Annotated in this window: 20 protein-coding genes; 12 read left to right on the forward strand and 8 right to left on the reverse strand. The window is 70.1% G+C overall.

Translation table 11 applies throughout. The features are described from left to right. Positions 1-20 precede the first annotated feature (20 nt). The 3 genes from OG883_RS32250 to OG883_RS32260 are packed head-to-tail and all read left to right on the forward strand — an operon-like array spanning position 21 to position 2,922. Entirely contained in the window at positions 21-989 is a 969-nt protein-coding gene (locus OG883_RS32250) for a DUF5819 family protein (protein WP_266548266.1), read from the forward strand. Between the two features lie 26 nt (positions 990-1,015). Then, entirely contained in the window at positions 1,016-2,227 is a 1,212-nt protein-coding gene (locus tag OG883_RS32255) for an HTTM domain-containing protein (RefSeq protein ID WP_266549650.1), read from the forward strand. 26 nt (positions 2,228-2,253) lie between these two features. Continuing rightward, on the forward strand, positions 2,254-2,922 hold the full coding sequence (locus OG883_RS32260) for a TrmH family RNA methyltransferase (RefSeq protein WP_266549653.1): 669 nt from the start codon (positions 2,254-2,256) through the stop codon (positions 2,920-2,922). Positions 2,923-3,190: 268 nt separating this feature from the next. Here the strand turns inward: OG883_RS32260 and paaN are convergent, their stop codons facing one another. Then, positions 3,191-4,867 carry a phenylacetic acid degradation protein PaaN gene (gene paaN / locus OG883_RS32265; RefSeq protein ID WP_266548269.1) on the reverse strand — a complete coding sequence of 559 codons (1,677 nt, stop codon included), beginning with the start codon at positions 4,865-4,867 and terminating at the stop codon, positions 3,191-3,193. A 123-nt stretch (positions 4,868-4,990) separates the two neighbouring features. On the opposite strand from paaN, the gene OG883_RS32270 reads away from it, so the two are divergent. After that, positions 4,991-6,502: a 3-hydroxyacyl-CoA dehydrogenase gene (locus tag OG883_RS32270; RefSeq protein ID WP_266548271.1), complete on the forward strand. Its 1,512-nt coding sequence runs from the start codon at positions 4,991-4,993 to the stop codon at positions 6,500-6,502. Next, positions 6,499-7,092 carry a TetR/AcrR family transcriptional regulator gene (locus OG883_RS32275; RefSeq protein WP_266548273.1) on the forward strand — a complete coding sequence of 198 codons (594 nt, stop codon included), beginning with the start codon at positions 6,499-6,501 and terminating at the stop codon, positions 7,090-7,092. Before OG883_RS32270 ends, OG883_RS32275 begins: the two co-directional genes overlap by 4 nt. A 146-nt stretch (positions 7,093-7,238) precedes the next feature. Here OG883_RS32275 and OG883_RS32280 read toward each other — a convergent pair whose 3' ends face one another. Further along, the gene (locus OG883_RS32280) at positions 7,239-7,787 is read right to left on the reverse strand and encodes an Lrp/AsnC family transcriptional regulator (protein WP_266549654.1); all 549 of its coding nucleotides are present in this window, start codon (positions 7,785-7,787) and stop codon (positions 7,239-7,241) included. Between the two features lie 217 nt (positions 7,788-8,004). Between OG883_RS32280 and pdhA the strand changes: the two genes are divergently transcribed. The 7 genes from pdhA (at position 8,005) to OG883_RS32315 (ending at position 16,169) form a co-directional block, all read left to right on the forward strand. After that, positions 8,005-9,144 (forward strand): pyruvate dehydrogenase (acetyl-transferring) E1 component subunit alpha, encoded by a 1,140-nt coding sequence (gene pdhA, locus OG883_RS32285; protein WP_266549656.1) that lies wholly within the window; start codon positions 8,005-8,007, stop codon positions 9,142-9,144. Beyond that, positions 9,141-10,145 carry an alpha-ketoacid dehydrogenase subunit beta gene (locus OG883_RS32290; RefSeq protein ID WP_266548275.1) on the forward strand — a complete coding sequence of 335 codons (1,005 nt, stop codon included), beginning with the start codon at positions 9,141-9,143 and terminating at the stop codon, positions 10,143-10,145. The genes pdhA and OG883_RS32290 overlap by 4 nt, the downstream gene beginning before the upstream one ends. Beyond that, positions 10,145-11,551 (forward strand): dihydrolipoamide acetyltransferase family protein, encoded by a 1,407-nt coding sequence (locus tag OG883_RS32295; RefSeq protein ID WP_266548277.1) that lies wholly within the window; start codon positions 10,145-10,147, stop codon positions 11,549-11,551. Before OG883_RS32290 ends, OG883_RS32295 begins: the two co-directional genes overlap by 1 nt. A 148-nt stretch (positions 11,552-11,699) precedes the next feature. Then, positions 11,700-12,614, forward strand: a complete 915-nt coding sequence (locus OG883_RS32300) for an NTP transferase domain-containing protein (RefSeq protein WP_266548280.1) — start codon at positions 11,700-11,702, stop codon at positions 12,612-12,614. Next, complete coding sequence (locus OG883_RS32305; RefSeq protein WP_266548283.1) at positions 12,611-14,080, forward strand: molybdopterin molybdotransferase MoeA; 1,470 nt, start codon at positions 12,611-12,613, stop codon at positions 14,078-14,080. Before OG883_RS32300 ends, OG883_RS32305 begins: the two co-directional genes overlap by 4 nt. After that, the gene (locus OG883_RS32310; RefSeq protein ID WP_266548285.1) at positions 14,077-15,156 is read left to right on the forward strand and encodes a TrkA family potassium uptake protein; all 1,080 of its coding nucleotides are present in this window, start codon (positions 14,077-14,079) and stop codon (positions 15,154-15,156) included. The genes OG883_RS32305 and OG883_RS32310 overlap by 4 nt, the downstream gene beginning before the upstream one ends. Positions 15,157-15,182: 26 nt before the next feature. Continuing rightward, on the forward strand, positions 15,183-16,169 hold the full coding sequence (locus OG883_RS32315) for an NAD(P)H-quinone oxidoreductase (protein WP_266548287.1): 987 nt from the start codon (positions 15,183-15,185) through the stop codon (positions 16,167-16,169). A gap of 410 nt (positions 16,170-16,579) precedes the next feature. Here OG883_RS32315 and OG883_RS32320 read toward each other — a convergent pair whose 3' ends face one another. From OG883_RS32320 to OG883_RS32345, 6 genes are all read right to left on the reverse strand, one after another. Beyond that, positions 16,580-17,122, reverse strand: coding sequence for a bacterial proteasome activator family protein (locus OG883_RS32320; protein WP_323181020.1), 543 nt, complete (start codon positions 17,120-17,122; stop codon positions 16,580-16,582). Between the two features lie 112 nt (positions 17,123-17,234). Continuing rightward, complete coding sequence (locus OG883_RS32325) at positions 17,235-20,084, reverse strand: ABC transporter permease (protein ID WP_266548289.1); 2,850 nt, start codon at positions 20,082-20,084, stop codon at positions 17,235-17,237. Beyond that, a complete protein-coding gene (locus tag OG883_RS32330; protein WP_266548292.1) occupies positions 20,081-20,860 on the reverse strand; it encodes an ABC transporter ATP-binding protein in 780 nt (259 codons plus the stop codon). The genes OG883_RS32325 and OG883_RS32330 overlap by 4 nt, the downstream gene beginning before the upstream one ends. A 198-nt stretch (positions 20,861-21,058) precedes the next feature. After that, positions 21,059-21,733: a PadR family transcriptional regulator gene (locus OG883_RS32335; RefSeq protein ID WP_266548294.1), complete on the reverse strand. Its 675-nt coding sequence runs from the start codon at positions 21,731-21,733 to the stop codon at positions 21,059-21,061. An 85-nt stretch (positions 21,734-21,818) separates the two neighbouring features. Beyond that, a complete protein-coding gene (locus OG883_RS32340) occupies positions 21,819-22,187 on the reverse strand; it encodes a hypothetical protein (RefSeq protein WP_266548296.1) in 369 nt (122 codons plus the stop codon). A gap of 631 nt (positions 22,188-22,818) precedes the next feature. Further along, complete coding sequence (locus tag OG883_RS32345) at positions 22,819-24,432, reverse strand: protein kinase (protein ID WP_266548299.1); 1,614 nt, start codon at positions 24,430-24,432, stop codon at positions 22,819-22,821. Between the last annotated feature and the right edge of the window lie 223 nt (positions 24,433-24,655).

Consider the following 24,655-nt stretch of genomic DNA (forward strand, 5'->3'; position numbering starts at 1 on the left):
CCGATGGGGATCGGGGCGGGATGGACTCCTACGAGGAAGAGGACGTCAAAGGTGCCAGGGGCGTGAGCTCCGGGCGGCCTCCCGGCGACGTCCCCCAGCCCCGTGACCAGCCCGAATCCCCTCCAGCGCCGCAGCCCCCCTCTCATCCGGAACCGCATCCCGCACCGCAGCCGGAAGTCCAGCCCGCATCCGCACTCCACAGTCCGCCGGAGCAGCAGCCGCAGATTCAGCCGCAGATCCAGGACCGGCTCCCGCATCCGGGGCGGCACCAGTTCCCACCACTTCCGGCCCCACCTCCAGCCCCACCCCCACCTCCGCAGGTCACCACCGGCGGCATAGCGGGGCTCTCGCTCCCCTACCAGGTCGCGGCCGCCGTCTCGCTCGCGATCATCGGCGTACTCGCCAGTGCCCACCTGGTCATGGTTTTTCTGCACGTCGCGCCCTCCAACACCCTTACCAAGCAGCACGGCGAAGCGGTCGAAGGCTGGGTCTATCCCGAGTTCGAGCAGAACTGGAAGCTCTTCGCCCCCAATCCGCTCCAACAGAATGTCTCCGTGCAGGTCCGGGCCGAGATCACCGTGACCGACGGCAGCCGCGAGAGCACCGACTGGATCGATCTCTCCGCCGAGGACGGCGAGGCGATACGCGGCAATCTCCTCCCCAGCCACGTGCAGCAGAACGAGCTGCGCCGGAGCTGGGACTTCTACGTCAACTCCCACGACAACGAGAATCGCTCGAGCGGCCTGCGCGGCCAGCTCTCCGAGAGCTACATCCGCCGCATCGTGATGCTGCGCCTCGAAGCGCGCGACCTGGGCGGCCCCGTCGAGCGCATCCAGCTCCGGTCCTCGACCCGCTCGGTCAAGGCACCGGAGTGGAGCGACGAGAAGATCGACACGCGCCCCGTCTTCCGGCTGCTGCCCTGGTGGACGGTGACCGCCGCGGATCTGCCACTGGGTATCCGGAACGGTCGTACGGAGGCGGGCGAGTGAAGGACACCGTCGACCGCGACACCACCATCCGCGAAACCTGCGGCCGCGAAACCCTCGACCGGAAGATCGCGAGCGCCGTCCAGCGCGTCACCTCTGCCGCCCTCGGCCCGTACCAGAGCGCCATCATCCGGATCGGCTTCGCCGGCACCTGGCTCCTCTTCCTCCTTCGCGAGCTGCCCAATCGCCATGAGTTGTACGGGCCCGACGGCCCGTGGAACGCGGACATGGCGCGTCGTCTCATCACCGACAACGACGCCTTCACCGCTCTCATGTGGTCGGACAGCACCCTCTGGTTCGAGGTGCTGTACGGCGTCGGCGTTGTGTCCAGCCTGCTGCTGATGCTCGGCTGGCGTACTCGCGCCATGTCCGGGCTTTTCATGATCGGCGTGCTGTCGCTCCAGAATCGCTCCATCTTCATGGGCGACGGTGGCGACAACGTCATCCATCTGATGGCGATCTATCTGGTCCTGACCCGCTGCGCGCAGGTCTGGTCCCTGGACGCGCGGCGCGCGGCGCGGTGGGCAGCGACGGCGATTCCGGGCGTACCGCCCCGCGACCGGGTTGGCCCAGCCCTTTGGGCGGTACTGGGATTCGGCCTGGTCATCGCCACATTCCTCAACCAGACCGGCTGGTTCGTACTCCTGCTTCTCTGGGTCCTGTGGGTGGCGCAGGGGCTGTGGTGGATGGTGAGCCGGTACGCCCCCGACAGCGAGCCCCGTACCCTGCTGGACGTCCTCGCGAACCTCACGCACAACGCCGCCCTCGTCGTCATCATGGCCGAGGTCTGTGTGATCTACGCGACCGCCGGCTGGTACAAGATCCAGGGTTCGCGCTGGCAGGACGGCACCGCGCTCTACTACCCGCTCAAGCTGGACTACTTCACGCCCTGGCCTGCCCTCTCCGATCTCCTCGCCTCCGGCGGGGTGATGGTGATGGTGCTGACGTACGGCACGGTGGTCGTGCAGGTCGCCTTCCCCTTCACGCTCTTCAACCGGCGCGTCAAGAACGTCCTTCTGGTGGTCATGATGCTGGAGCACGCGGCCATCGCCGTGCTGCTCGGACTGCCCTTCTTCTCGCTCGCGATGATCGCTGCCGACGCGGTCTTCCTGCCGACCGCCTTCCTGGTCCGGCTCGGCGGACGGGCGGCGCGAGGGCGGAACCGACTGCTCTCACGAGTGGACGCGGCTCCGGAGCAGCGGCGGGAGAGCCAGGACCAGCCCCGTACGCTCGTCGGGTGAGCACCACCGAAGAGCCGATTCAGGCGATCCAGCCGACGCAGTCGATCCCGTCGTTCCCGTCGGTCCAGTACGACGAGGGCTTCGGCTCCGAGATCGGCGTCGGGCCGCACCCGCTGCCGTGGCCGCAGGACGAGCGGTACGACCCCGAGCTGCTGGCCGAGGGCGACCGGCGCAACGTCGTCGACCAGTACCGGTACTGGACGCGCGAGGCGATCGTCGCCGATCTGGACACCCGGCGGCACGGCTTCCACGTGGCTGTGGAGAACTGGGGCCACGATTTCAACATCGGTTCTGTGGTGCGTACCGCGAACGCCTTTCTGGCAAAGGAGATCCACATCGTGGGCCGGCGGCGCTGGAACCGGCGGGGGGCCATGGTCACCGACCGGTACCAGCATGTGCGGCACCACCCGGACACCGCCTCGCTGACCGCGTGGGCGGCCGCGGAGGACCTGCCGATCATCGGGATCGACAATCTGCCGGGGGCAGTGCCGCTGGAGCGGACCGAGCTGCCGCGCCGTTGCGTACTGCTCTTCGGCCAGGAAGGGCCGGGGCTGACGGAAGAGGCGCGCAAGCACGCGGCGATGGTGTGCTCGATCGCGCAGTTCGGCTCGACCCGCTCGATCAACGCAGGCGCGGCGGCGGCGATCGCGATGCATGCGTGGGTGCAGCGGTATGCGGAGATCCCGGCCCCGTAGGCGAAAGCGCGCCGGTCGGACTGTGTGCCGGAGCCGGGACGATCAGCACCACCCACGGCATGTTCCTGGCGGGCCGCACGCCGAAGCGGATCGGCCGAGGTGATGTGCCGAGGGCTGTAGCCCGGGAGGGCCGTTCCCAGCGAAAGGCCGTGCCTCGGGAAAACCGTGCCTCGGGAGAACCGTGCCTCGGGAGAACCGTGCCTTGGGAGAATCAAGCCCCGGGAAGGCCGTGACCCGTATGTCCTGCGGGTCACGGCCTGTCCGGTTGTCACGCCTGGCGGCGGACCTCCACCACTCGGAAGCGGTTCGAGACGAATGCCCCGTCGCACAGCGCAGCGTTCGCCGCAGGGTTGCCGCCCGAGCCGTGGAAGTCGGAGAACGCCGCGGTCTGGTTGACGTACACCCCGCCCGTCAGGTTCAGCGACAGCTGCGCCGATTCGTCCAGGCAGACGTCCTCGATCGCGCGTTCCGTCTCCGTCGAGGTGGTGTATGCGCCGACCGTCATCGCGCCCTTGTCGCGGACCGTGCGCCGCAGCAGCTCCAGGGCATCCCCTGTCGAGTCCACGGCGACCGCGAACGACACCGGGCCGAAGCACTCCGACAGATACGCCGCCTCGGCGTCGGCTGCGTCCCAGATCTTCCGCGCACCGTCGAGCTTGACGATGACGGGCGTACGGACGGCCGCGTCGGGGAACTCGGGGTTGGCGACCTCCCGCGAGGGCAGGGCCACCTCGCCCAGCCCGGCGGCCGCCTCCAGGCGGGCCTTCACGTCCGGATTGACCAGCGCGCCCAGCAGGGCGTTCGCCCGTGCGTCGTCGCCGAGCAGGCCGCCCACCGAGGCAGACAGGTCGGCGACCACCTCGTCGTACGTCTTGGGGCCGGCGTCCGTCGTGATGCCGTCCCTCGGGATGAGGAGGTTCTGCGGGGTGGTGCACATCTGGCCGCTGTACAGCGAGAGCGAGAACGCCAGGTTGGAGAGCATCCCCTTGTAGTCGTCGGTGGAGTCGATGACGACGGTGTTGACGCCGGCCTTCTCGGTGTAGACCTGCGCCTGGCGGGCGTTGGCCTCCAGCCAGTCGCCGAAGGCGGTGGACCCCGTGTAGTCGATGATCTTGATCTCGGGGCGTACCGCGAGGGTTTTGGCGATTCCCTCGCCGGGGCGCTCGGCGGCCAGGCAGACCAGGTTCGGATCGAAGCCCGCCTCGGCGAGAACCTCGCGAGCCACGCGCACGGTGAGTGCCAGCGGGAGCACCGCGCGGGGGTGCGGCTTGACCAGCACCGGGTTTCCGGTGGCCAGAGAGGCGAAAAGCCCGGGGTAGCCGTTCCACGTCGGGAAGGTGTTGCAGCCGATCAGGAGCGAGATGCCGCGTCCCGCCGTGGTGAAGGTCTTCCGCAGCTCAAGGGGGTCGCGCTTGCCCTGCGGCTTGGACCAGTCGGCGGCGGCGGGTGTGCGGGTCTGCTCCTCGTAGGCGTACGCGACGGCCTCCAGGCCGCGGTCCTGGGCGTGCGGGCCGCCCGCCTGGAACGCCATCATGAAGGCCTGCCCGCTGGTGTGCATCACCGCGTGCGCGAACTCATGAGTGCGGGTGCTGATGCGGGACAGGATTTCCACGCAGACAAGAGCCCGCGTCTCGGGGCCGGCCTCGCGCCAGGCGCTCATGCCCGCGCGCATCGCGGGCAGCAGGGCATCGATATCGGGGTGTGGATACTCGATGCCCAACTCCGGTCCGTACGGCGAGACTTCGCCGCCCGTCCAGCCGTCTGTGCCCGGCTGGTCCAGGTCGAAGCGGGTGCCGCGCAGGGCTTCGAAGGCCGCGAGGCCTTCTGCCGGGGCACTTTCGCCGTACGCCTTGGGGTGCTCGGGATGCGGGGACCAGTAGGCGCGCGTGCGGATCGCTTCGAGGGCCTGGTCGAGCGTGGGCCGGTGGGTCTCGGTCAGCTGCATGAAGGACCAACTCCTCGTCGAGCTGGGCAGGGAAGTAATGACAGAGTTAGAGTAACCGAACGATCGGTCGGTACAAGGGGGCCTGTCAAACCTGTGGACAACGCATCGGGGAGGATCGCTCCCATGACCGCCATCGATCAGAGCCGTACCGTCGCTGTCGTCGGCACCGGCACCATGGGGCAGGGCATCGCCCAGGTCGCCCTTGTCGCCGGGCACCCCGTGCGCCTCTACGACGCCGTTCCCGAACGGGCGGCCGAGGCCGCGGATGCCATCGGCGCGCGCCTGGACCGGCTGGTCGAGAAGGGCCGGATGGACGCTGCCGAACGCGACGCCGCGCGATCGCGGCTGCACCCTGCTGCGGATCTCGCCGAGCTCGCCGACGCCGCGCTCGTCGTCGAGGCGGTCCTCGAACAGCTCACGGTCAAACAGGATCTGTTCACGGCGCTGGAGGAGATCGTCGCGGACGACTGTCTCCTCGCCACCAATACCTCCTCCCTCTCCGTCACGGCCGTCGCCGGCGCTCTGAAGCATCCCGGCCGCTTCGTCGGGCTGCACTTCTTCAACCCCGCCCCGCTGCTCCCCCTCGTCGAGGTCGTCAGCGGCCACGCGACCGATGCGGCGACGGCCACGCGCGCGTGGGCGACGGCTGCGGCCTGGGGCAAGACCCCGGTGCGCTGCGCCGACCTGCCCGGATTCATCGTCAATCGCATAGCCCGGCCCTTCTACGCCGAAGCCTTCGCGGTGTACGAGGAGCACGGCATCGATCCCGCCACCATCGACGCGGTCCTCAGGGAGTCCGGCGGCTTCAGGATGGGCCCCTTCGAGCTCACCGATCTGATCGGCCAGGACGTCAACGAGGCCGTCACCCGCTCCGTCTGGGAATCGTTCTTCCACAGCCCTAAATTCCTTCCTTCCCTGCCGCAGCGCCGGCTTGTCGAGTCACGCCGCCTGGGCCGGAAGTCCGGGCACGGCTGGTTCTCCTACGCCGAAGGGGCTGCGAAGCCCGCGCCGCACACCGCGGAGCCGGCGGACGCCCCCGAGTACGTCGTGGTCGAGGGCGATCTGAAGCCCGCCGGGGAGCTGATCGCAATGATCCGCGAGGCGGGTATCACCGTGCGGCAGGAGACCGAGGACAAGGGCACGCGGCTGGTGCTGCCCAGTGGCGGTCAGCTGGTGCTTGCCGACGGCCAGACCTCGGCCGAGTTCCGCGATGTCGTCTACTTCGATCTGGCACTCGACTACCGGTCCGCGACCCGGATCGCCCTGTCCGCCGCGCCGGGCGTCGAGGAGCAGACGCTCACGCAGGCGACCGGCCTCTTCCAGGCGCTCGGCAAGCAGGTCAGCGTCATCGGTGACGTACCCGGCATGATCGTCGCCCGTACCGTCGCGATGCTCGCTGACCTGGCGCTGGACGCGGTCGCCAAGAAGGTCGCGACCAAGGAGGACATCGACACGGCGATGCGCCTGGGGGTCAACTACCCCCTCGGCCCCGTCGAATGGAATGAGAAGCTGGGTCGCGACTGGGCCTGGGAACTGCTCGCCAATCTCCACGAGAGCGTGCCCACCGGCCGCTACGCGAGGTCCCTCGCACTGCATCAGTGGTCGTACGAGACCTCGCAGGAGGACGACTCATGACCACCGCGAAGCGCGACACCTACACGCCCGAGACGCTGCTGACCGTCGCCGTCCGGATCTTCAACGAGCGCGGATACGACGGCACCTCCATGGAGCATCTGTCCAAGGCGGCCGGCATCTCCAAGTCGTCCATCTACCACCATGTCGCGGGCAAGGAGGAGCTGCTGCGCCGGGCCGTCAGCCGGGCCATCGACGCGCTCTTCGGGATCCTGGACGAGCCGGGGGCCGTACGGGGGCGGGCCATCGAGCGGGTCGAGTACGTCACCCGGCGCACCGTCGAGGTGCTGATGGCCGAGCTGCCCTATGTGACCCTGCTGCTGCGCGTGCGGGGTAACACCAAGACCGAGCGGTGGGCGATGGAGCGGCGCCGTGAATTCGACCAGCGAGTCGCCGATCTGCTGAAGGCGGCCGCGGCGGACGGAGACCTGCGCGCGGACATGGACATCAGGCTGGCGACCCGGCTGCTCTTCGGCATGGTGAACTCCCTGGTGGAGTGGTACCGGCCGCATGCCGGCGGCGGCTATGACGGCGATCAGGTCGCCGAGGCGGTCGTACGGCTCGCCTTCGACGGACTGCGCACGGGCTCCTAGGGCGCTGCGTACGGCCTCCGCGGAGCCCGTACCCGTAAGCGCGGAGTCGTAGCCATAAGTCTCTGAGGAGCTCCCTGAGCCCGCGGAGACCGCTGGAGCCCCTGGCGTGGAGAGCCCTGGACGGCCCCGGAACCGCGCGGGCAGCCCTAGAACGGCTCGGTGTCCGGGGCCGGGCCGGGGACTGCTCCGGGTCCAGGGCCCAGACCCGCCGCGGGTCCCGGATCGAGATCCGTCTCCTCGAAGACCAGCAGCGTCCGGGTGGACAGCACCTCCGGGATGGACTGGAGCCTGGTCAGGACGAGCTCGCGCAGCGTGCGGTTGTCCGGCGTGTGCACCAGCAGCAGTACGTCGAAATCTCCGCTGACCAGGGCGATGTGGGCCGCCCCCGGCAGGGCCTGCAGCTGCTCGCGCACCGTGCGCCAGGAGTTCTGGACGATCTTGAGCGTGATGTAGGCGGAGGCGCCCTGGCCCGCCCGCTCGTGGTTCACACGTGCGCTGAAGCCACGGATCACACCGTCGTCGATGAGCCGGTTGATCCGTGCGTACGCATTGGCGCGCGACACATGGACCCGCTCGGCCACGGAGCGTATCGACGCGCGGCCGTCCGTTTGCAGGATGCGCAGGATGTCGCGGTCGATGGCGTCGAGCGGACGTGCCGGAAGGGTTTGCTCCGCACGGTCCCCGCCCTCGGCCATTTGTTCAGCTGCCATGTCCCCCCGCCTCCCTAGCATGGACGACCTGTCTCCATCTCAGGCTGTGGAGAACCGTTTGTCCACAGGCTGAAGGTGCCTGTAGCCAAAATGCGTCCACGACCGAACAATCGGTAGGTGAGGCGCGCCACACCCGCGCTGCTTCGTCATCGGTTTTCGTCGTCGCTCCCACGAGGAGGTGCTCGCGTTGAGAAAGAGCAGCATGACGGTCCAAGAGCTGCCTGGTGCCGCTGCCGCCTATCGGCCCACTCCGCCCCCGGCGTGGAAGCCCCGCACCGACCCCACGCCGCTGCTCCCGGACCCCGAGCCGTACCGCGTGCTGGGCACGGACGCCGCGGCCGGGGCCGACCCCGAGCTGCTGCTGCGGCTGTACGCCCAGCTGGTACGCGGCCGCCGGTACAACGCTCAGGCGACGGCTCTGACCAAGCAGGGCCGGCTCGCCGTCTACCCGTCGAGCACCGGGCAGGAGGCGTGCGAGGTGGCGGCGGCGCTGGCGCTGGAGGAGCGGGACTGGCTCTTCCCCAGCTACCGGGACACCCTCGCGGCCGTGGCCCGTGGCCTCGACCCCGTACAGGCACTGACGCTGCTGCGCGGCGACTGGCACACCGGGTACGACCCGCGTGAGCACCGCATAGCGCCCCTGTGCACCCCGCTCGCCACCCAGCTGCCGCACGCCGTGGGACTGGCGCACGCCGCCAGGCTCAAGGGCGACGATGTCGTCGCGCTCGCCATGGTCGGCGACGGCGGCACCAGCGAGGGCGACTTCCACGAGGCGCTGAACTTTGCCGCGGTATGGCGGGCGCCCGTCGTCTTCCTCGTCCAGAACAACGGCTTCGCGATCTCGGTCCCGCTGGCCAAGCAGACCGCCGCGCCTTCGCTGGCCCACAAGGCCGTGGGGTACGGAATGCCCGGCCGGCTCGTCGACGGGAACGACGCGGCCGCGGTGCACGAGGTCGTCGGCGATGCCGTGGCGAAGGCCAGGCGCGGCGGCGGCCCGACGCTGATCGAGGCCGTGACGTACCGCATCGACGCCCATACGAACGCCGATGACGCGACCCGCTACCGGGCCGAGGGCGAGGTCGAGACCTGGCGTGCGCACGACCCGATCAGGTTGCTGGAGCGGGAGTTGACGGAGCGAGGGCTGCTCGACGAGCACGGCATACGGGCGGCGGCCGACGCGGCCGAGACGATGGCGGCGGATCTGCGCGAGCGGATGAACGCCGACCCGGTGCTCGACCCGATGGATCTGTTCGAGCATGTCTACGCCGAGCAGACCACCCAGCTGCGCGAGCAGGCGGCGCAGCTGCGGGCCGAGCTGGATGCGGAGGAAGAGGCGCGATGACCACGGCCGCGGTGAAGCCCGCATCCATGGCGCAGGCCCTGCAGCGCGCGATGCGCGACGCCATGGCCGAGGACCCGGCCGTCCATGTGCTGGGGGAGGACGTCGGCGCGCTCGGCGGTGTTTTCCGGGTCACGGACGGGCTCGTCAAGGAGTTCGGCGAGGACCGCTGTACGGACACACCGCTTGCGGAGGCGGGGATCCTCGGCACGGCCGTGGGCATGGCGATGTACGGGCTGCGGCCGGTCGTCGAGATGCAGTTCGACGCTTTCGCGTATCCGGCGTTCGAGCAGTTGATCAGCCATGTGTCGCGGATGCGGAACCGCACGCGGGGCGGGATGCCGCTGCCGATCACCGTGCGTGTGCCGTACGGCGGCGGGATCGGCGGTGTCGAGCACCACAGCGACTCGTCCGAGGCGTATTACATGGCGACTCCGGGGCTCCATGTCGTTACGCCCGCGACGGTCGACGACGCGTACGGAATGCTGAGGGCCGCGATCGCCTCCGACGACCCGGTGGTCTTCCTGGAGCCGAAGCGGCTGTACTGGTCGAAGGCGCAGTGGTCGCCGGACGCACCGGCCGCGGTCGAGCCGATAGGCCGGGCCGTCGTCCGTCGTCCCGGGCGCAGTGCCACGCTCATCACCTACGGGCCGTCCGTGCCGGTCTGCATGGAGGCGGCGGAGGCCGCCGCAGCCGAGGGCTGGGACCTGGAAGTCGTCGATCTGCGTTCGCTGGTGCCTTTCGACGACGAGACGGTCTGCGCGTCCGTGCGGCGTACGGGGCGGGCGGTCGTCGTACATGAGTCGACCGGCTTCGGCGGTCCGGGCGGGGAGATCGCAGCGCGGGTGACGGAGCGCTGCTTCCACCATCTGGAAGCGCCGGTGCTGCGGGTCGCCGGGTTCGACATTCCGTATCCGCCGCCGATGCTGGAGCGGCACCATCTGCCGGGAGTGGACCGGGTGCTGGACGCGGTGGCACGGCTGCAGTGGGAGGCGGGGAGCTGATGCCCCAGGTGCTCGAATTCAAGCTCCCCGACCTCGGAGAAGGGCTGACCGAGGCCGAGATCGTCCGCTGGCTGGTGTCCGTGGGCGATGTCGTCGCGATCGATCAGCCGGTCGTCGAGGTCGAGACGGCCAAGGCGATGGTGGAGGTGCCGTGCCCGTACGGGGGCGTGGTGACCGCACGCTTCGGCGAGGAAGGCACGGAGCTTCCGGTCGGCGCGCCGCTGCTGACCGTGGCTGTCGGTGCGCTCGAACCGGCCGCCGTCGGGGAAGCGGGGCACGCCCCCGACTCCTCGAACGAGTCGTCCGGCAATGTCCTGGTCGGTTATGGGACGGGGGCGCCCGCGGCGCGCAGGCGTCGTATCCGCCCCTCGTCGCCCGCCACGACGCCGGCCCGGACCACAGCCCCGGCAACTGTGCCCGCCGCAGCACTGGCCCCTGCCCCTGCTGCTGTCCAGGCTCCGGCTCCGGTGCCTGTGGGGCGGTCCGCGCCCGGGGTGACGGCCGAGGACGTGACGCAGGGCCCCGTGCCTGTCATCTCGCCACTCGTCCGCAAGCTTGCCCGTGAACACGGTCTCGATCTGCGGCAGTTGAACGGGTCCGGGCCGGACGGTCTGATCCTGCGCGCCGATGTCGAGCACGCCGTGCGCGCCGCGGAGATACCCGCCGCGACGCCGAAGCCCGGGGTGGCCGTCACCGCAGCCGCTGCTGCTGGGGCACACGGTGAGCGCATACCGCTGCGCGGCGTTCGCGGGGCAGTGGCCGACAAGCTCTCCCGCAGTCGGCGGGAGATACCCGACGCCACTTGCTGGGTCGATGCCGACGCGACCGAGCTGATGGCCGCCCGGGCCTCCATGAACGCCGCGGGGGGCCCGAAGATCTCGCTCCTCGCGCTGCTCGCCCGGATCTGCACGGCCGCCCTCGCCCGCCACCCGGAGCTCAACTCCACGGTGGACATGGATGCCAGGGAGATCGTGCGGCTGCCCGAGGTGCACCTCGGGTTCGCGGCGCAGACCGAGCGAGGACTGGTCGTTCCGGTGGTACGGGATGCCCACAGCCGCTCGGCCGAGTCGCTGACCGCGGAGTTCGCGCGTCTTACGGAGGTGGCCAGGGAGGGGAGGCTGACCCCGGCGGATCTGACCGGCGGGACGTTCACGCTGAACAACTACGGGGTGTTCGGCGTCGACGGCTCCACGCCGATCATCAACCACCCGGAAGCAGCCATGCTCGGGGTGGGCCGGATCGTGCCGAAGCCATGGGTGCACCAGGGCGAACTGGCTGTGCGCCAGGTCGTTCAGCTCTCGCTCACCTTCGACCACCGGGTCTGCGACGGTGGCACCGCGGGCGGCTTCCTTCGGTACGTGGCCGACTGCGTGGAACATCCGGCGGTGCTGCTGCGCAGCCTGTAGGACTGCGGGCCGGTCCACGCATCTGCCGGGACCGGCCCCCGGATCCACAGGGACCACCGGTCCACAGGCTGATACGCACGTGGTCCGCGGATCAAGAGAGCTCCCATCGGCACTCCCCGCCCATGCGATCACGGCCCATACTTCAGGGATGACCGCGTATGACGCCATCGTGCTCGCCGGAGGTGCCGCGAAGCGGCTGGGCGGGGCCGACAAGCCGGCGGTGAGCGTGGGCGGTCGGGCCCTGCTCGACCGTGTGCTCGGGGTGTGCCGGGACGCCCGGCGCACCGTTGTCGTCGGGGGGCGCCGGGCCACCGCGCACCCCGTGGTCTGGGCGCGGGAGGAGCCGCCGGGTGGCGGACCGCTCGCCGCTCTCGACGCCGGAGTGCGGCAGGTCGAGGCCGCGGCCGTACTCGTGCTCTCGGCCGATCTGCCGTTCCTGGGTGAGCGCACCGTAGGGCAGCTGATCGGCGCCCTCGATACGAGCGGGCGGGAGGCGGCCCTCCTCACCGATCCCGACGGCCGCGACCAGCCTCTCGTCGCGGTGTACCGCACCGAACCGCTGCGCCGCGAACTTGCTCTCCTGGCCGCCGAGTACGGGAGCCTGAGCGGGCTTCCTCTGCGTCTGCTGACGCAGGAACTCGATCTCGCCCGGATCGAAGCGGAGCCTCTCGCCTCCTTCGACTGCGACACCTGGGAGGACATCTCCGCGGCCCGGGCCCGTATCAGGGAGCATGGGAACGTGCTGGACGAATGGATCACCGCAGTCAAGGACGAACTCGGCATCGAACTCGATGTCGACATCGGCGTTCTGCTCGACCTCGCCCGTGATGCCGCGCACGGCGTCGCTCGCCCCGCGGCGCCGCTCACCACCTTCCTGGTGGGCTACGCGGCGGCCAAGGCGGGCGGCGGTGGGCCGGAGGCGGTCGCGGAAGCTGCCCGCAAGGCCGCCGCGCTCGCCGCGCGCTGGGCGCAGGAGGCCGAGCAGGCGCTCCCGGAGGCAAAGGCCCCCGAAACTCCCCAGGGTCCCGGGGCCCCCGGTTCTGGCGAGGCCGACGCCGGATGAACGGTCAGGACCACGAGGTGGACGCCGTGGGCAAGGGCCATCAGGACGAGGAGGACGCCGACGGGGTCGAGGAGGCAATCGCACTCGTCGGCCGCCGGACCCGCGAGGAACCCGCCTCCGCCGCGTGCTCGGGCGCCCCGGGCTCGGACGCGACGGACTCGGGCAATCCCGCCTCGGGCACCCCTTTCCCCGGCGCACCCCGGCCCGGCCCGGCCCGAACCGAAGCGACCCGGCATCGCGCCACCTCCTGGCCCGACGCCCGTGCTCTCGCGGCACGCATCGGGCGCGCCACCCCTCCCCGTACCCGGCGCGTACCGCTCGATCAGGCCCTCGGCCAGTCGCTCGCCGAGCCGCTGACCGCGCTGTGTGATCTGCCCTCCTTCGACACCTCCGCCATGGACGGCTGGGTCGTTGCGGGCCCCGGGCCGTGGTCCGTCCAGGGGGAGGGCTCGATCCTCGCGGGTCACGGCGAGACCCCGCCCCTTCCCGACGGCGCGGCGGTGCGGATCGCCACTGGTGCCCGTGTCCCGCCCGAGGCCACCGCGGTGATCCGCAGCGAGCACTCGCGCACCGCCGCGGACAAGAGCCGGCTGTACGCGGAGCGTGAGGTGATCCCTGGCCAGGACATCCGGCCGCGGGGACAGGAGTGCCGTTCCGGCGACCAACTCCTGCCCGCCACCTGCCTGGTGACCCCCGCTGTGCTCGGCCTCGCCGCGGCCGCCGGCTACGACGAACTGCTCACCGTCGCCCGGCCGCGCGTCGAAGTCCTCGTCCTGGGCGATGAGCTGCTCACTGCCGGACTGCCCCACGAAGGCCTCATCCGCGACGCCCTCGGGCCGATGATCGGCCCCTGGCTGCGCGCCCTCGGCGCCGATGTCATGGAAACGCGACGTCTCGGCGACGACGCCGACGCTCTCCACCATGCCCTCGCCACCTCAGACGCCGACCTCCTGATCACCACCGGCGGTACGGCCGCGGGTCCGGTCGACCATGTCCATCCGGTCCTGCGGAAGGCGGGCGCCGAACTGCTGGTCGACGGAGTCGCGGTGCGCCCGGGCCACCCGATGCTGCTGGCCGCTCTCGCCCCGAGCGGAGACCTCCCCGCCAGACATCTGGTGGGCTTGCCCGGCAACCCCCTCGCCGCCGTCTCGGGGCTCCTCACGCTCGCCGAGCCGCTGCTGCGTGAGCTGGCGGGCAAGCAGAATCCCCTCCCGTACCACCTGCCGGTACGGGACGAGGTGCACGGGCATCCGTACGACACCCGCCTCGTGCCCATCGTCCACCGCGACGACCGGATCGTGCCGCTGCACTACAACGGACCGGCCATGCTGCGCGGCATCGCCGCCGCCGATGGTCTCGCCGTCGTCCCGCCCGGCGGCGCGCGGGCCGGTGCCGTGCTGGAGGTCATCGATCTGCCCTGGACGCCCTGGTCGCCCTCGGGTGACGAAGGAGGCTGTTTCACGTGAAACTTCCCGGCCAAGACGCCATTGCCCGGGATGCCGGCGAGCACCTGGTCACCAGTCGGGTGAAACTCCCCCGCCGTATCGTCGAGCGCCCGCTGCGCCAGGTAGGCAAACGGCTGCTGATGGCCTTGGGCGTACTTGTTCTGACGGTGCTGCTCGTCTGGTCCGACCGGGCCGGCTATCACGACAATTCAGACGGCTCGGTCGACTTCCTCGACTCCGTCTACTACGCGACGGTCACCCTCTCCACCACGGGCTACGGCGATATCGTCCCGTACAGCGACGGGGCCCGGCTCACCAATGTCCTGCTGGTGACTCCACTGCGCGTGCTCTTCCTCATCATCCTGGTCGGCACGACTCTCGAGGTCCTCACGGAACGGACCCGGGACGAGTGGCGGCTGAACCGCTGGAGGTCCAACTTGCGTGACCACACCGTCATCGTCGGCTTCGGCACCAAGGGACGATCGGCGATGCAGACCCTCTGTGCCACAGGGCTGAAGAAGGACCAGCTGGTCATCGTCGACCCCAGCAGCAACGTGATCGAGGCCGCCAACGCGGAGGGTTTTGTGGGCGTCATCGGCGATGCCACCCGCAGCGATGTACTGCTCCGTGCCGAGCTGCAGAAGGCACGCCAGATCGTCATCGCGACCCAGCGCGACGATACGGCTGTGCTGGTCACCCTGACCGCGCGCCAGCTCAACCGTGGCGCGAAGATCGTTGCTGCGGTACGCGAGGAGGAGAACGCGCCGCTGCTGCGACAGTCCGGCGCAGACGCGGTGATCACCAGCGCCAGCGCGGCGGGCCGGCTGCTGGGCCTGTCCGTGCTCAGCCCCAGCGCGGGCACGGTGATGGAGGACCTGATCCAGCAGGGCAGCGGACTCGATCTCATCGAAAGGCCGGTGATAAAGGCCGAGGCGGGGCGCGGTGTCCGGGAGACGGAGGATCTGGTGGTGTGCGTGCTGCGCGGGCACCGGCTGCTCGGCTACGACGATCCGGCGGCCAGTCCGTTGCAGCTCACCGACCGGCTCATCACCATCGTGCGCGCCGAGAACGGTTCACCGCTCAACACCTCGGCGTAGCCCTTCGCCGGAGTAGCCTCGCGGCCATGCATGCGATCACGATTCCCGAACCTGGTGGTCCCGAGGCGCTTGTCTGGGCCGAGGTGCCCGATCCCGTACCCGGCGAGGGAGAAGTCCTCGTCGAGGTCGTCGCGAGCGCGGTCAACCGCGCCGATCTGCTGCAACGGCAGGGCTTCTACGACCCCCCGCCCGGCTCGTCGCCGTACCCGGGCCTCGAATGCTCGGGGCGGATCGTCGCTCTGGGGCCTGCCGTCTCCGGATGGGCCGTGGGCGACGAGGTGTGCGCCCTGCTGGCGGGTGGGGGCTACGCCGAGAAAGTCGCGGTGCCGGCGGGGCAGCTGCTGCCCGTACCGGAGGGGCTGGACCTGACGACGGCTGCGGCGCTGCCCGAGGTGACCGCCACGGTGTGGTCGAACGTGTTCATGATCGCGCACTTGCGCCCGGGCGAGACGTTGCTGGTGCATGGCGGTGCGAGCGGTATCGGCACGATGGCGATCCAGCTCGCCAAGGCGGTGGGTGCGCGGGTGGCCGTCACCGCGGGCGGGCCCGAGAAGCTGGCACGCTGCGCGGAGCTGGGCGCGGACATCCTGATCGACTACCGCGAGCAGGACTTCGTGGAGGAGATCCGCAAGGCGACGGACGGGGCGGGCGCGGATGTCATCCTCGACATCGTCGGCGCAAAGTACCTGGGCCGGAACGTGCGGGCGCTGGCGGTCAACGGCCGCCTTGCCGTGATCGGCCTCCAGGGCGGGACCAAGGGTGAGCTGAACCTGGCGGCGCTGCTCGGCAAGCGCGGCGCGATCACGGCGACCTCGCTGCGGGCGCGTCCGCTGGGCGAGAAGGCGGCGATCGTCGCGGCGGTGCGGGAGCATGTCTGGCCGCTGATCGGCGGGGGGCGGGTGCGTGCGGTGGTGGACAGCACGGTTCCCCTGCGGGACGCGGCGGAGGCGCATCGCGCGCTGGAGGCCGGCGCACATGTCGGCAAGATCCTGCTGGTGGCGTCGGAGGACTGATCCCGCCTGCCCGGCCTCGAACGTGGGGGTGCTGCGTACTCCCACGCCCCCGGCGGCCTGACGGCTGCGCCGCACGGCTCCCGGACGGGCAGCGTCGCGCCCCGCGCCCTTGAACGCAGCCGGGGGTGTGTGGCAAGCCCGCATCCGCGGCATCGATTCGACCTGGCGTGCTCCTCGTCGTACGCCCCACACCGTACGCCCCACATTGGACGCCCCACACCGGACGCAGGGCACAGGACGCAGGGCACAGGACGCAGGGCACAGGACGCAGGGCACAGGACGCAGGGCACAGGACGCAGGGCACAGGACGCAGGGCACAGGACGCAGGACACGGGCAGGCAGGGCACGGAACACAGGACCGCCCGGCCCACATCGGTGGGCCGGGCGGTCCTGTACGCATGCAGACTCGGCTACAGATACGGGCCCGAGCGGATCGCGCCGTGGGGGCCGTCTTCGTCGTCCTCGTGGGAGGCGCCCGGCGGGAGGGCGCGGCGCATTTGTTCCAACTGGGCGCGGGCTGCCATCTGCTGGGCGAACAGCGCCGTCTGGATTCCGTGGAACAGACCCTCCAGCCAGCCCACCAACTGGGCCTGCGCGATGCGCAGTTCCGCCTCTGAGGGGATTGCCTCGTCGGTGAAGGGGAGGGAGAGACGCTCGAGTTCCTCGACGAGCTCGGGGGCGAGGCCGTCCTCCAGCTCCTTCACCGAGCTGGCGTGAATCTCCTTGAGCCGTACCCGGCTCGCCTCGTCCAGAGGCGCTGCCCTGACTTCCTCCAGCAGCTGCTTGATCATGCTGCCGATGCGCATGACCTTTGCCGGCTGTTCGACCATCTCCGTCACCGGGACCTCGCGCGACTCGTCGTCACTGTTACCGCCGCCAAGCGCCATTCCGTCCTGTCCTACGACAAGGATGTGGGGGCTCTCCTGCGACCGTTCATTCCTCGGCATCTCCATGCCGCCATTCTCTCGCACAAATGCATCACCAGACGGTGTGCCCCCGTACGAGGTTGATCCACCCTCGTACGGGGGCACGAAACCGCTGACTACGCCTGTCGGGCGCCGGGCGTCAGGTTGCCTCGCGGCGGGCCAGCGCGCCGCGGGAGCGGGTGACCAGCGCCGCCAGGAGTGCCGCGCCCAGCGGGACGGCGACGAGCAGTGCCGCCAGTGTCGCCCAGGGAACGATGATCGGCACGTACGGCAGCTCATCTATGCCGCCGTAGCCCTCATTGAGCGCGTGCTCATGCCACTCCATCATCTGGCGTTTCTCGGTGAGTCGCAGTCCTATCGCCGGCAGCACACCCGCTGCGGAGCCGAGTACCACACCCATCGCGGCCACCACACCGCACTGGAACCCGCTGAGCGTCCTGCGGACCCGCGGCGCAGCGCCGACCGCGGCGAGCGTTTTCAGATCCGCCTCGGCATCGGCCTGGGCGAGGCCCGTGGCAATACCGGCCGCACCGATGGTGATCAGCCCGGCGAAGACCGTCAGCGCCAGCAGGATGATGCTGTTCTCGCTGGTGTAGCCCTCCTCGACATGGAGGTCGATGGCGGTGCCGGTCTTGTTGAGCTCGCCGTCGAGCCGCTGACGCTGCTCGCTGCTCGGCATCTTGTCGGTGGAGTAGTACGCGCCGTACGGCACCGTGCTCATCCCCGCCGACTTCACCGCGGCAGGTGACACGATCATCGAGATTCCGTACGAGTTGGGTTCACCGGCGACCTGGTGCGCGGAGAACGCCTTGATCTCGCCCGGTGTTTCCTTGCCCTGCTCGGCGGCCTTGGAGGCCGCTTTGTTGTCGGTGATCAGACGGACGCCGATCTTGCCGCTCTTGTCGACGTTGCGCTTGTCGAACGAGACGATCTGCCCGGCAGCCAGTGCCTTCTCGGCCGCCGCGTCGTCGATCTCCAGGACCTTCAGCAGCTTCGCGTCGCCGACCACAAGGCTGCCCTCGCCCGACGAACTCTTGCAGCGCCAGTCATCGGCGAGCTTGCGTCGCTCGGCGGGGCTGTACTTCTCCGCCGGGTCCTCGTTCGGCTTGGCCGGGTCCGTCGTCCACAGCGGGCACTCGTTGGCCTTGGGCACCACAACCTCGTGGCGGCCGCAGCCCTCTGCGTCGCTGTACATCGAGCAGTTGGCCTTCCCGACGACCACCCGGTCCACATCGGCCCGTACGTCGATGGACATCAACTTCTGCACGGTGGCGCGCACCGCCGGAACATCCCGGCCGCCGTCCTCGTCGATCGTCATGGAGATAGCGCCGTGCGGCAGCCGGGCCTGGTAATCGGCCCTGCCCTGAGCGTCGTTGCTTGCGGTGTACGTCGCCACGGCCACGGTGCCCGCGACGGCAGCCAGCACCGCGGCGACGGCGGGAGCCGTACGGCCCCGGTTGCGTACGGCGTCGCGCAGCGCGAGCCGTGGGGAGAGCGGCAGGATGCGGCCGATCCGGCCGAACAGTCCCACCAGCGCAGGGGTCAGCGCGACCACGCCCAGCTCGGCGAGGGCGCTGCCGCCTGCGACGACGATGAACTGGCTGGTCATCGTCGACCCGTAGAGCGCGATCGCCGCACCCAGAGCTGTCGCGATCAGTCCGATGACCGGCAGCACGCGGCTGCTCTTGCGTACGCCGCGGCGGCCGGTGAGCGAGGCCAGCACCGACTGCCGGGAGGAGGTGATGGCCGGCACGATCGCGGCCATCAGGCCCGTGAACACGGCCAGCAGCCCGATACCGAGCAGTTCCAGCGGCCGTACGTCGAAGCTGCCGAAGCGCTTGCCCATGTAGTCCTCGAGCAGCGGCTGCAGCACGAAGGTGAGGCCGAGGCCGAGGACCGTACCGACCACGGCGGCGGCAAAGCCGATGACCAGACCGCCGGCGAGGACGATGGCGCGGATATGGCGGCGGTCGCCGCCGTTGGCGCCTACCAGGCCGAGCTGGCGGCGCGAGCGCCGGGCGCCGACCGCGAAGGCGGGCCCTGCCAGCAGGCAGATCTCCAGCATGGCAAGGCCGACGACGGTGCCGACGGCCGCGAGCGCGGCGGCCTTGGCGGCCGTGCTCTCCTCGAACTGACCCCAGCCCTCTTGCTGGTAGATCGGAATCTCGGACTTGGCCGGCGGGTCGAGGGCCACGGCACGCGAGGTGACCGTCACACCCTTGGTGTTGGCCTCCTTGACCATGTTCCACGTGAAACCGCCGGCAACGGACACCAGATGCGTGGTGGTTGCCTCTGTGCCGGGCAGCCCGGCCCCCTCGAGCGCCTTGTCGAGCGGGGCGAGGAGAGCGCCGGGCAGTGCGGTGACCTCGTCGGTCTTCAGCGAGTCGGGAAGTTCGTACGCACCGACGATCTTGTACTCCCGGTCGAACCCGCGCGCGGTGAGCTTGGAGCCCACCTTCAGCCCGCTGCTCTCCAGGAAGTGGGTGGTCGCGGCGACCTCGTCGGCCTTCTGCGGGAGGTGGCCGCTGTCGACGGCCATGATGCCCTTGACCAGCGGGTCCGAGGAGTTGAGCTCACGGATCTCGGTGTTCAGCAGACCGTGTGTGGTGTGCAGCTTGGCGGAACCCGTCGTGTCCGTCAGGGACTTGGCGCCGGCGGGCAGCACCTTGGTGACGTCCGTCCCCCCCTCTGGATACGGCTTGTTGTCGAAGTTCCCCACCGGAATGGAGGAGTTGGCGTCCGGGCTCTGCATGATGGGGACCCCGCCCATCTGGGCGTCGACCAGCCTGGCGTCGGCTGCGCCCAGCGAACGCTCGAGGCTCTGCTCGGTAGAGAGCTCGGCGCTGCGCACGGTCAGATCCGCGGCGCTCACACCGAGGATGGGAAGGGCGATCATCGCGAGGACGAGGAAGCTGCGTCCCTTGGAGCGCCAGGCGTCGCGGCGGGCGATCCGGATCGCGGCCCGCCAGGAGTGGTACCAAGTGATCACAGCTCGGCCGCCTGGCCGGAGAGCAGGGAGTCCGCCTGGCTGCGGAGTGTCTGGTCGACCACCGCGCCGTCGCGCAGGAAGACCACCCGGTCCGCCCAGGCGGCGAAGCGCGGTTCGTGGGTGACGAGAATGCCGGCCGCGCCTGCGTCACAGCGGGCGCGCAGCAGTGCGAGGACGGACTCACCGGTCTCGGAGTCCAGGGCGCCCGTCGGCTCGTCGGCGAGGACGAGACGCCGGTCGCCGACGAGGGCGCGCGCGAGGGCCACGCGCTGCTGCTGTCCGCCGGACATCTCGTCGGGGAAGCGGTCGGCGAGGTGGCCGAGGTCCATTTCCTCCAGCGCGGAGACGGCCTCCGTACGGGCCTTGCGCGCGGAGACGCCGTCGAGTTCGCGCGGCAGGGAGACGTTCTCGGCGGCGGTGAGGGCCGGGATGAGGTTGTAGTCCTGGAAGACGTATCCGATGCTGCGGCGGCGCAGGGCGGCCAGCGTCTTGCGGTCGGCCGTGGTGATGTCGGTGTTCTCGACGATCACTCTTCCCGAGGTGGGAGCGTCGAGGCCGCCGGCGATGGTGAGCAGCGTGGACTTGCCGGAGCCGGACGGGCCCATGACGGCGACGAGTTCGCCGGGGAAGACATCGAGGTTGATGCCGCGGAGGGCATGCACCTCGGTGGCCCCGCTGCCGTGGACACGGGTCAGCTGCTGAAGTTGCAGCACGGGATCCTGCGACTTCTGCGACTTCTGTGACCGCTGGGACTGCTGGGACTGCGGATCGGACATGGGAAGGTCCCCCCTTGGACGGACGCGTACACGTACATACGAGCGGATGTACGGAGAGGTGAGCTGTGCGGTGACGGTGTGGTGAGCGGGAAGCGATGAGGTCCCGTCCTGCCGAGGCCGGTGGGGCTGGTGAGGCCAGTGAGGCCGCTCGGGCAGGTGCAGGGACAAGCTGTGTGGTCGTGCCGGGCGCTGTGCCGGCTAGGTCGGCTGCGCAGGCCGCGCGTGCGCGGGAGACGCAGGAGACGCGGGCTGTGCCGACGTGGCCGCGGGCTGCGCCGAGGGTGAGGTGGAAGAAGCGGCCGTCGTGTGCCCGGCTCCCCGCTCGGCCGCCGCGGAGAGCCTGATGAGCCGTACTTCGCAGTGGTCGAGCCAGCGCGCCTCGGCCTCCGTCTGGAAGATCAGCTGCTCCAGGACCAGCAGCCAGGCCACGTCGTCGCGCTCCTGCGAGCCCCCGCTCTCGATCGCGGCGAGTGCCTGCGCCTTGAGCCGGGTGTAGTCCTGCATCGCCTTCACGGTGTGGTGGCGCTGCGACTGGATGACGGAACGGATGTCCACTCCGGGCGCGCCGACCGCCATCGCGAGCTTGATGGCCAGCTCGTCACGGGGCGGACTGCTGCGGTCCACGGGCGTCTCGAACCAGCTCCTCAGTTCGGTGCGCCCGAGCTCCGTGATCACGTAGAGCGCGTGGCCGGCGTCGTCCTCGCCGCTCTGGGCGACCATGCCGTCGCGCTCCATGCGGTTGAGGGTCGTGTACACCTGGCCGACATTGAGCGGCCAGGTGGCACCGGTGCGCGACTCGAACTCCGTGCGGAGCTGGGAGCCGTAGCGAGGGCCGTGCTCAAGGAGGGCAAGGAGCCCGTGACGGATGGACATACTCAGTATGTATACCGGGTATGCAGGCTCCGGCCAACCACCCTGAGTCGGACGGTGCGCGTACGTCCTAAGGGGGACGGGAAGATCAACGGCGGCGCAGCCGGACTCCCAGGAAGCCGATCCCCAGCCCCATGAGCGCCATCCCGGCCCCCAGCGACAGGGGGGAGGTCTGCCGCCCGGCGGGCTGGGGCACGGCCTGTGGGGCCTGGTCACGGGCGTCGGCGGGTGCCGTACGGCTGGGGGTGGGCGTCGGCTCCACGAAGGTGTCCTGGGCGGTGTCCCGGGCCTCCTCCTGCTCCTCCCTCTCCAGTGCCTCGTCCTCCGCAGGAGGGGGCTTGGGGGCGGACGGTCGCGTACGGAAATGGTCGGCCCAAGCGGATTTGGAGGTCGACTTGGGCGTGGACTTGGACTTGGGCCTCGACTCGGACGTGGATGCGGACGCGGAGGGAGGCACGGGCGCAGACTCGGATGCGGGGTGGGGAGGCTTCGCCAAGGGGGGCCTGGAAGCCGGCGGCGTCCGGCCGGGGCTCGCGTACGCACTCGGGCTCGTGCTCCTGGACGGCGTCATCTGGCGTCCGGGGCGCCGCCGCCCCTCACCGGCCGGCCGGCCCGCGAAAGAGGGGGAGGCGTTCGGCTGCTTCGAGACGGGAGCGAAAGCCGTGCGGTCGTCGCGCGGGGAATCGTGCTCCTCGGCGTACGCAGGGGGCGCGGTCAGCAGCAGGAGTGACGCGACCGTGATCGCGCACCGTGTGCGGAGCGTTGGAGTCACCGGGTGACCCCCTCCCGTGCCGAGCCGCCGAGATATCGGACTCAGCGTCACATAGCGGGATACTTCCGGCATCTCGAACAGCACGCCGGATCGCGCAACGGCCCGGCACGCGCGCTGCGTGCCGGGCCGTGGGCGAGAGCCTGGGAGGCCTGAGGTCTGACGGCCTGAGGGTGAGGACCCGAGGGTGCGGAGCTGAGACCTGAGGCCCGAGGGTGCGGAGCTGAGACCTGAGGCCCGAGGGTGCGGAGCTGAGACCTGAGGCCCGAGGGTGCGGGCCCGTGATGCCTCGCAGCGACCTGCGTACGAGCCGCGCCCGTTACTCCGGATCGCCGGTGGAGACCTCAAGAGTGAAGCTCGCGTTCTCCTCGGAGATGTCCGAGTCCGCCAGGGGGAACTGCGAGAGCACGACGTCCTCGCCCCACTGCGAGTTGTCGGACTCCTTCACCTCGATCTTCCAGCCCATGGTCTGGGCACATGCCTTGACCGAGAGGATGTCCTTGTAGACGAAGTTCGGCGCAACCACCTTGGAGGGGTCGTACGAACTCTCCCGGGCGTCCGAGCAGTCCGTCGTCTTCATGGTCCGGTGCCGCTCCGGCCCCTTGTGGCCCGCTTCCACCGACTCGCTCGTGCTCGGGTCGGCGTCGTCGCCCTCGTCCGCTTCCTTGTTCAGCGCGACCGCCGCGACCAGGCCGCCGATCGCCAGCAGGGCAACCGCGATCGCTCCCACGATGACCGGAGTGTTCCGCTTGCCGCCACCGCCACCGGGGCCGCCGGAAGCCGTCGGCTGCGGCGCGATCGTGTACGGAGGCGGCGTCGAGGACATCGGTGCGGGCGTCTGGTACACCGGCGCGGACGTGTGCGGATAGCCGTACTGCGGAGCCGGAGCCGGAGCCGGAGTCGGCGTGGGCGGACCGTACGGACCCGGCTGGTACGGCGTCTGCACGCTCTGCGGCGCCGGAGTCGACTGGTCCAGCGGCGGGAAGACCGCGGAGCCGACCCCCGCGCCACTGCTCGACGGCGCACCGCCGATGATCACCGGCGCGCCCGTCTGCCCGGCGCCCGCGACCCGCGCGCACTCGTCGCGCATCGCGGCGGCGCTCGGGAAGCGTTCGTTCGGGTTCTTCTTCAGCGCGCGGGCGACCAGCGCGTCCATCGCCGGAGTGACGGAGCGGTTGATCGTGGACGGAGCGACCGGCTCCTCCTGCACATGCGCGTACGCGATCGCCAGCGGCGAGTCCGCGTCGAACGGGATCCGCCCCGTCAGCAGCTGGAACAGCATGATGCCGACCGAGTACAGGTCGGACCGTGCGTCGACGCCGCGGCCCAGCGCCTGCTCGGGCGACAGATACTGCGGCGTGCCGACGACCATGCCGGTCTGCGTCATCGAGGTGACGCCCGACTGCATGGCGCGCGCGATGCCGAAGTCCATCACCTTGACGATGCCGCGCTTGGTCATCATCACGTTGCCGGGCTTGATGTCGCGGTGGACCAGGCCCATTTCATGGCTGGTCTCCAGGGCGGCCAGCACATCGGCCGTGACCTTGAGCGCCTTGTCGGCCGGCATCGCGCCGTACTGCTGGATGTCCGCCTGCAGTACGGATCCGAGCGGCTGGCCCTCCACGTACTCCATGACGATGTACGGCATCATCGAACCGTCGAGCTCGTCCTCACCGGTGTCGAAGACCGACACGATGTTGGTGTGCGACAGCTTGGCGACGGCCTGCGCCTCACGCCGGAAGCGCTCGCGGAAGGACTGCTCGCGCCCCAGCTCCGTATGCAGCGTCTTGATGGCGACCTGGCGGTCCAGCGCCGAGTCGTACGCCAGATAGACGGAGGCCATGCCGCCTTCGCCGAGCAGGTCGCGAAGCTGGTACCGGCCGCCCGCTACGGAACCACCCGCATAGCGGCCCTGTGCGCCGTCCTGGCTCATGACTTGCATCCCCCTCGGCGCGAAGGCCCGAAGGCCCGATGGCCCGCGATGGTTCGCGTTGATCCGTGATCCGTGATCAGTTGTGCGGAATTTTGTCCGGAACTCGTTGTACGTGATCGACTGGCGCGATCCGTGGAACGTGATCCGTATTACGGGGCAAGTCTGCCCGAGGGGTCCGACACGTCAAGCCGGGTGCCCGTTCCGTGACCGTACGCACGAGAAG

The organism is Streptomyces sp. NBC_01142, assembly GCF_026341125.1.
In the GTDB taxonomy this organism is placed as follows: Bacteria; Actinomycetota; Actinomycetes; order Streptomycetales; family Streptomycetaceae; genus Streptomyces.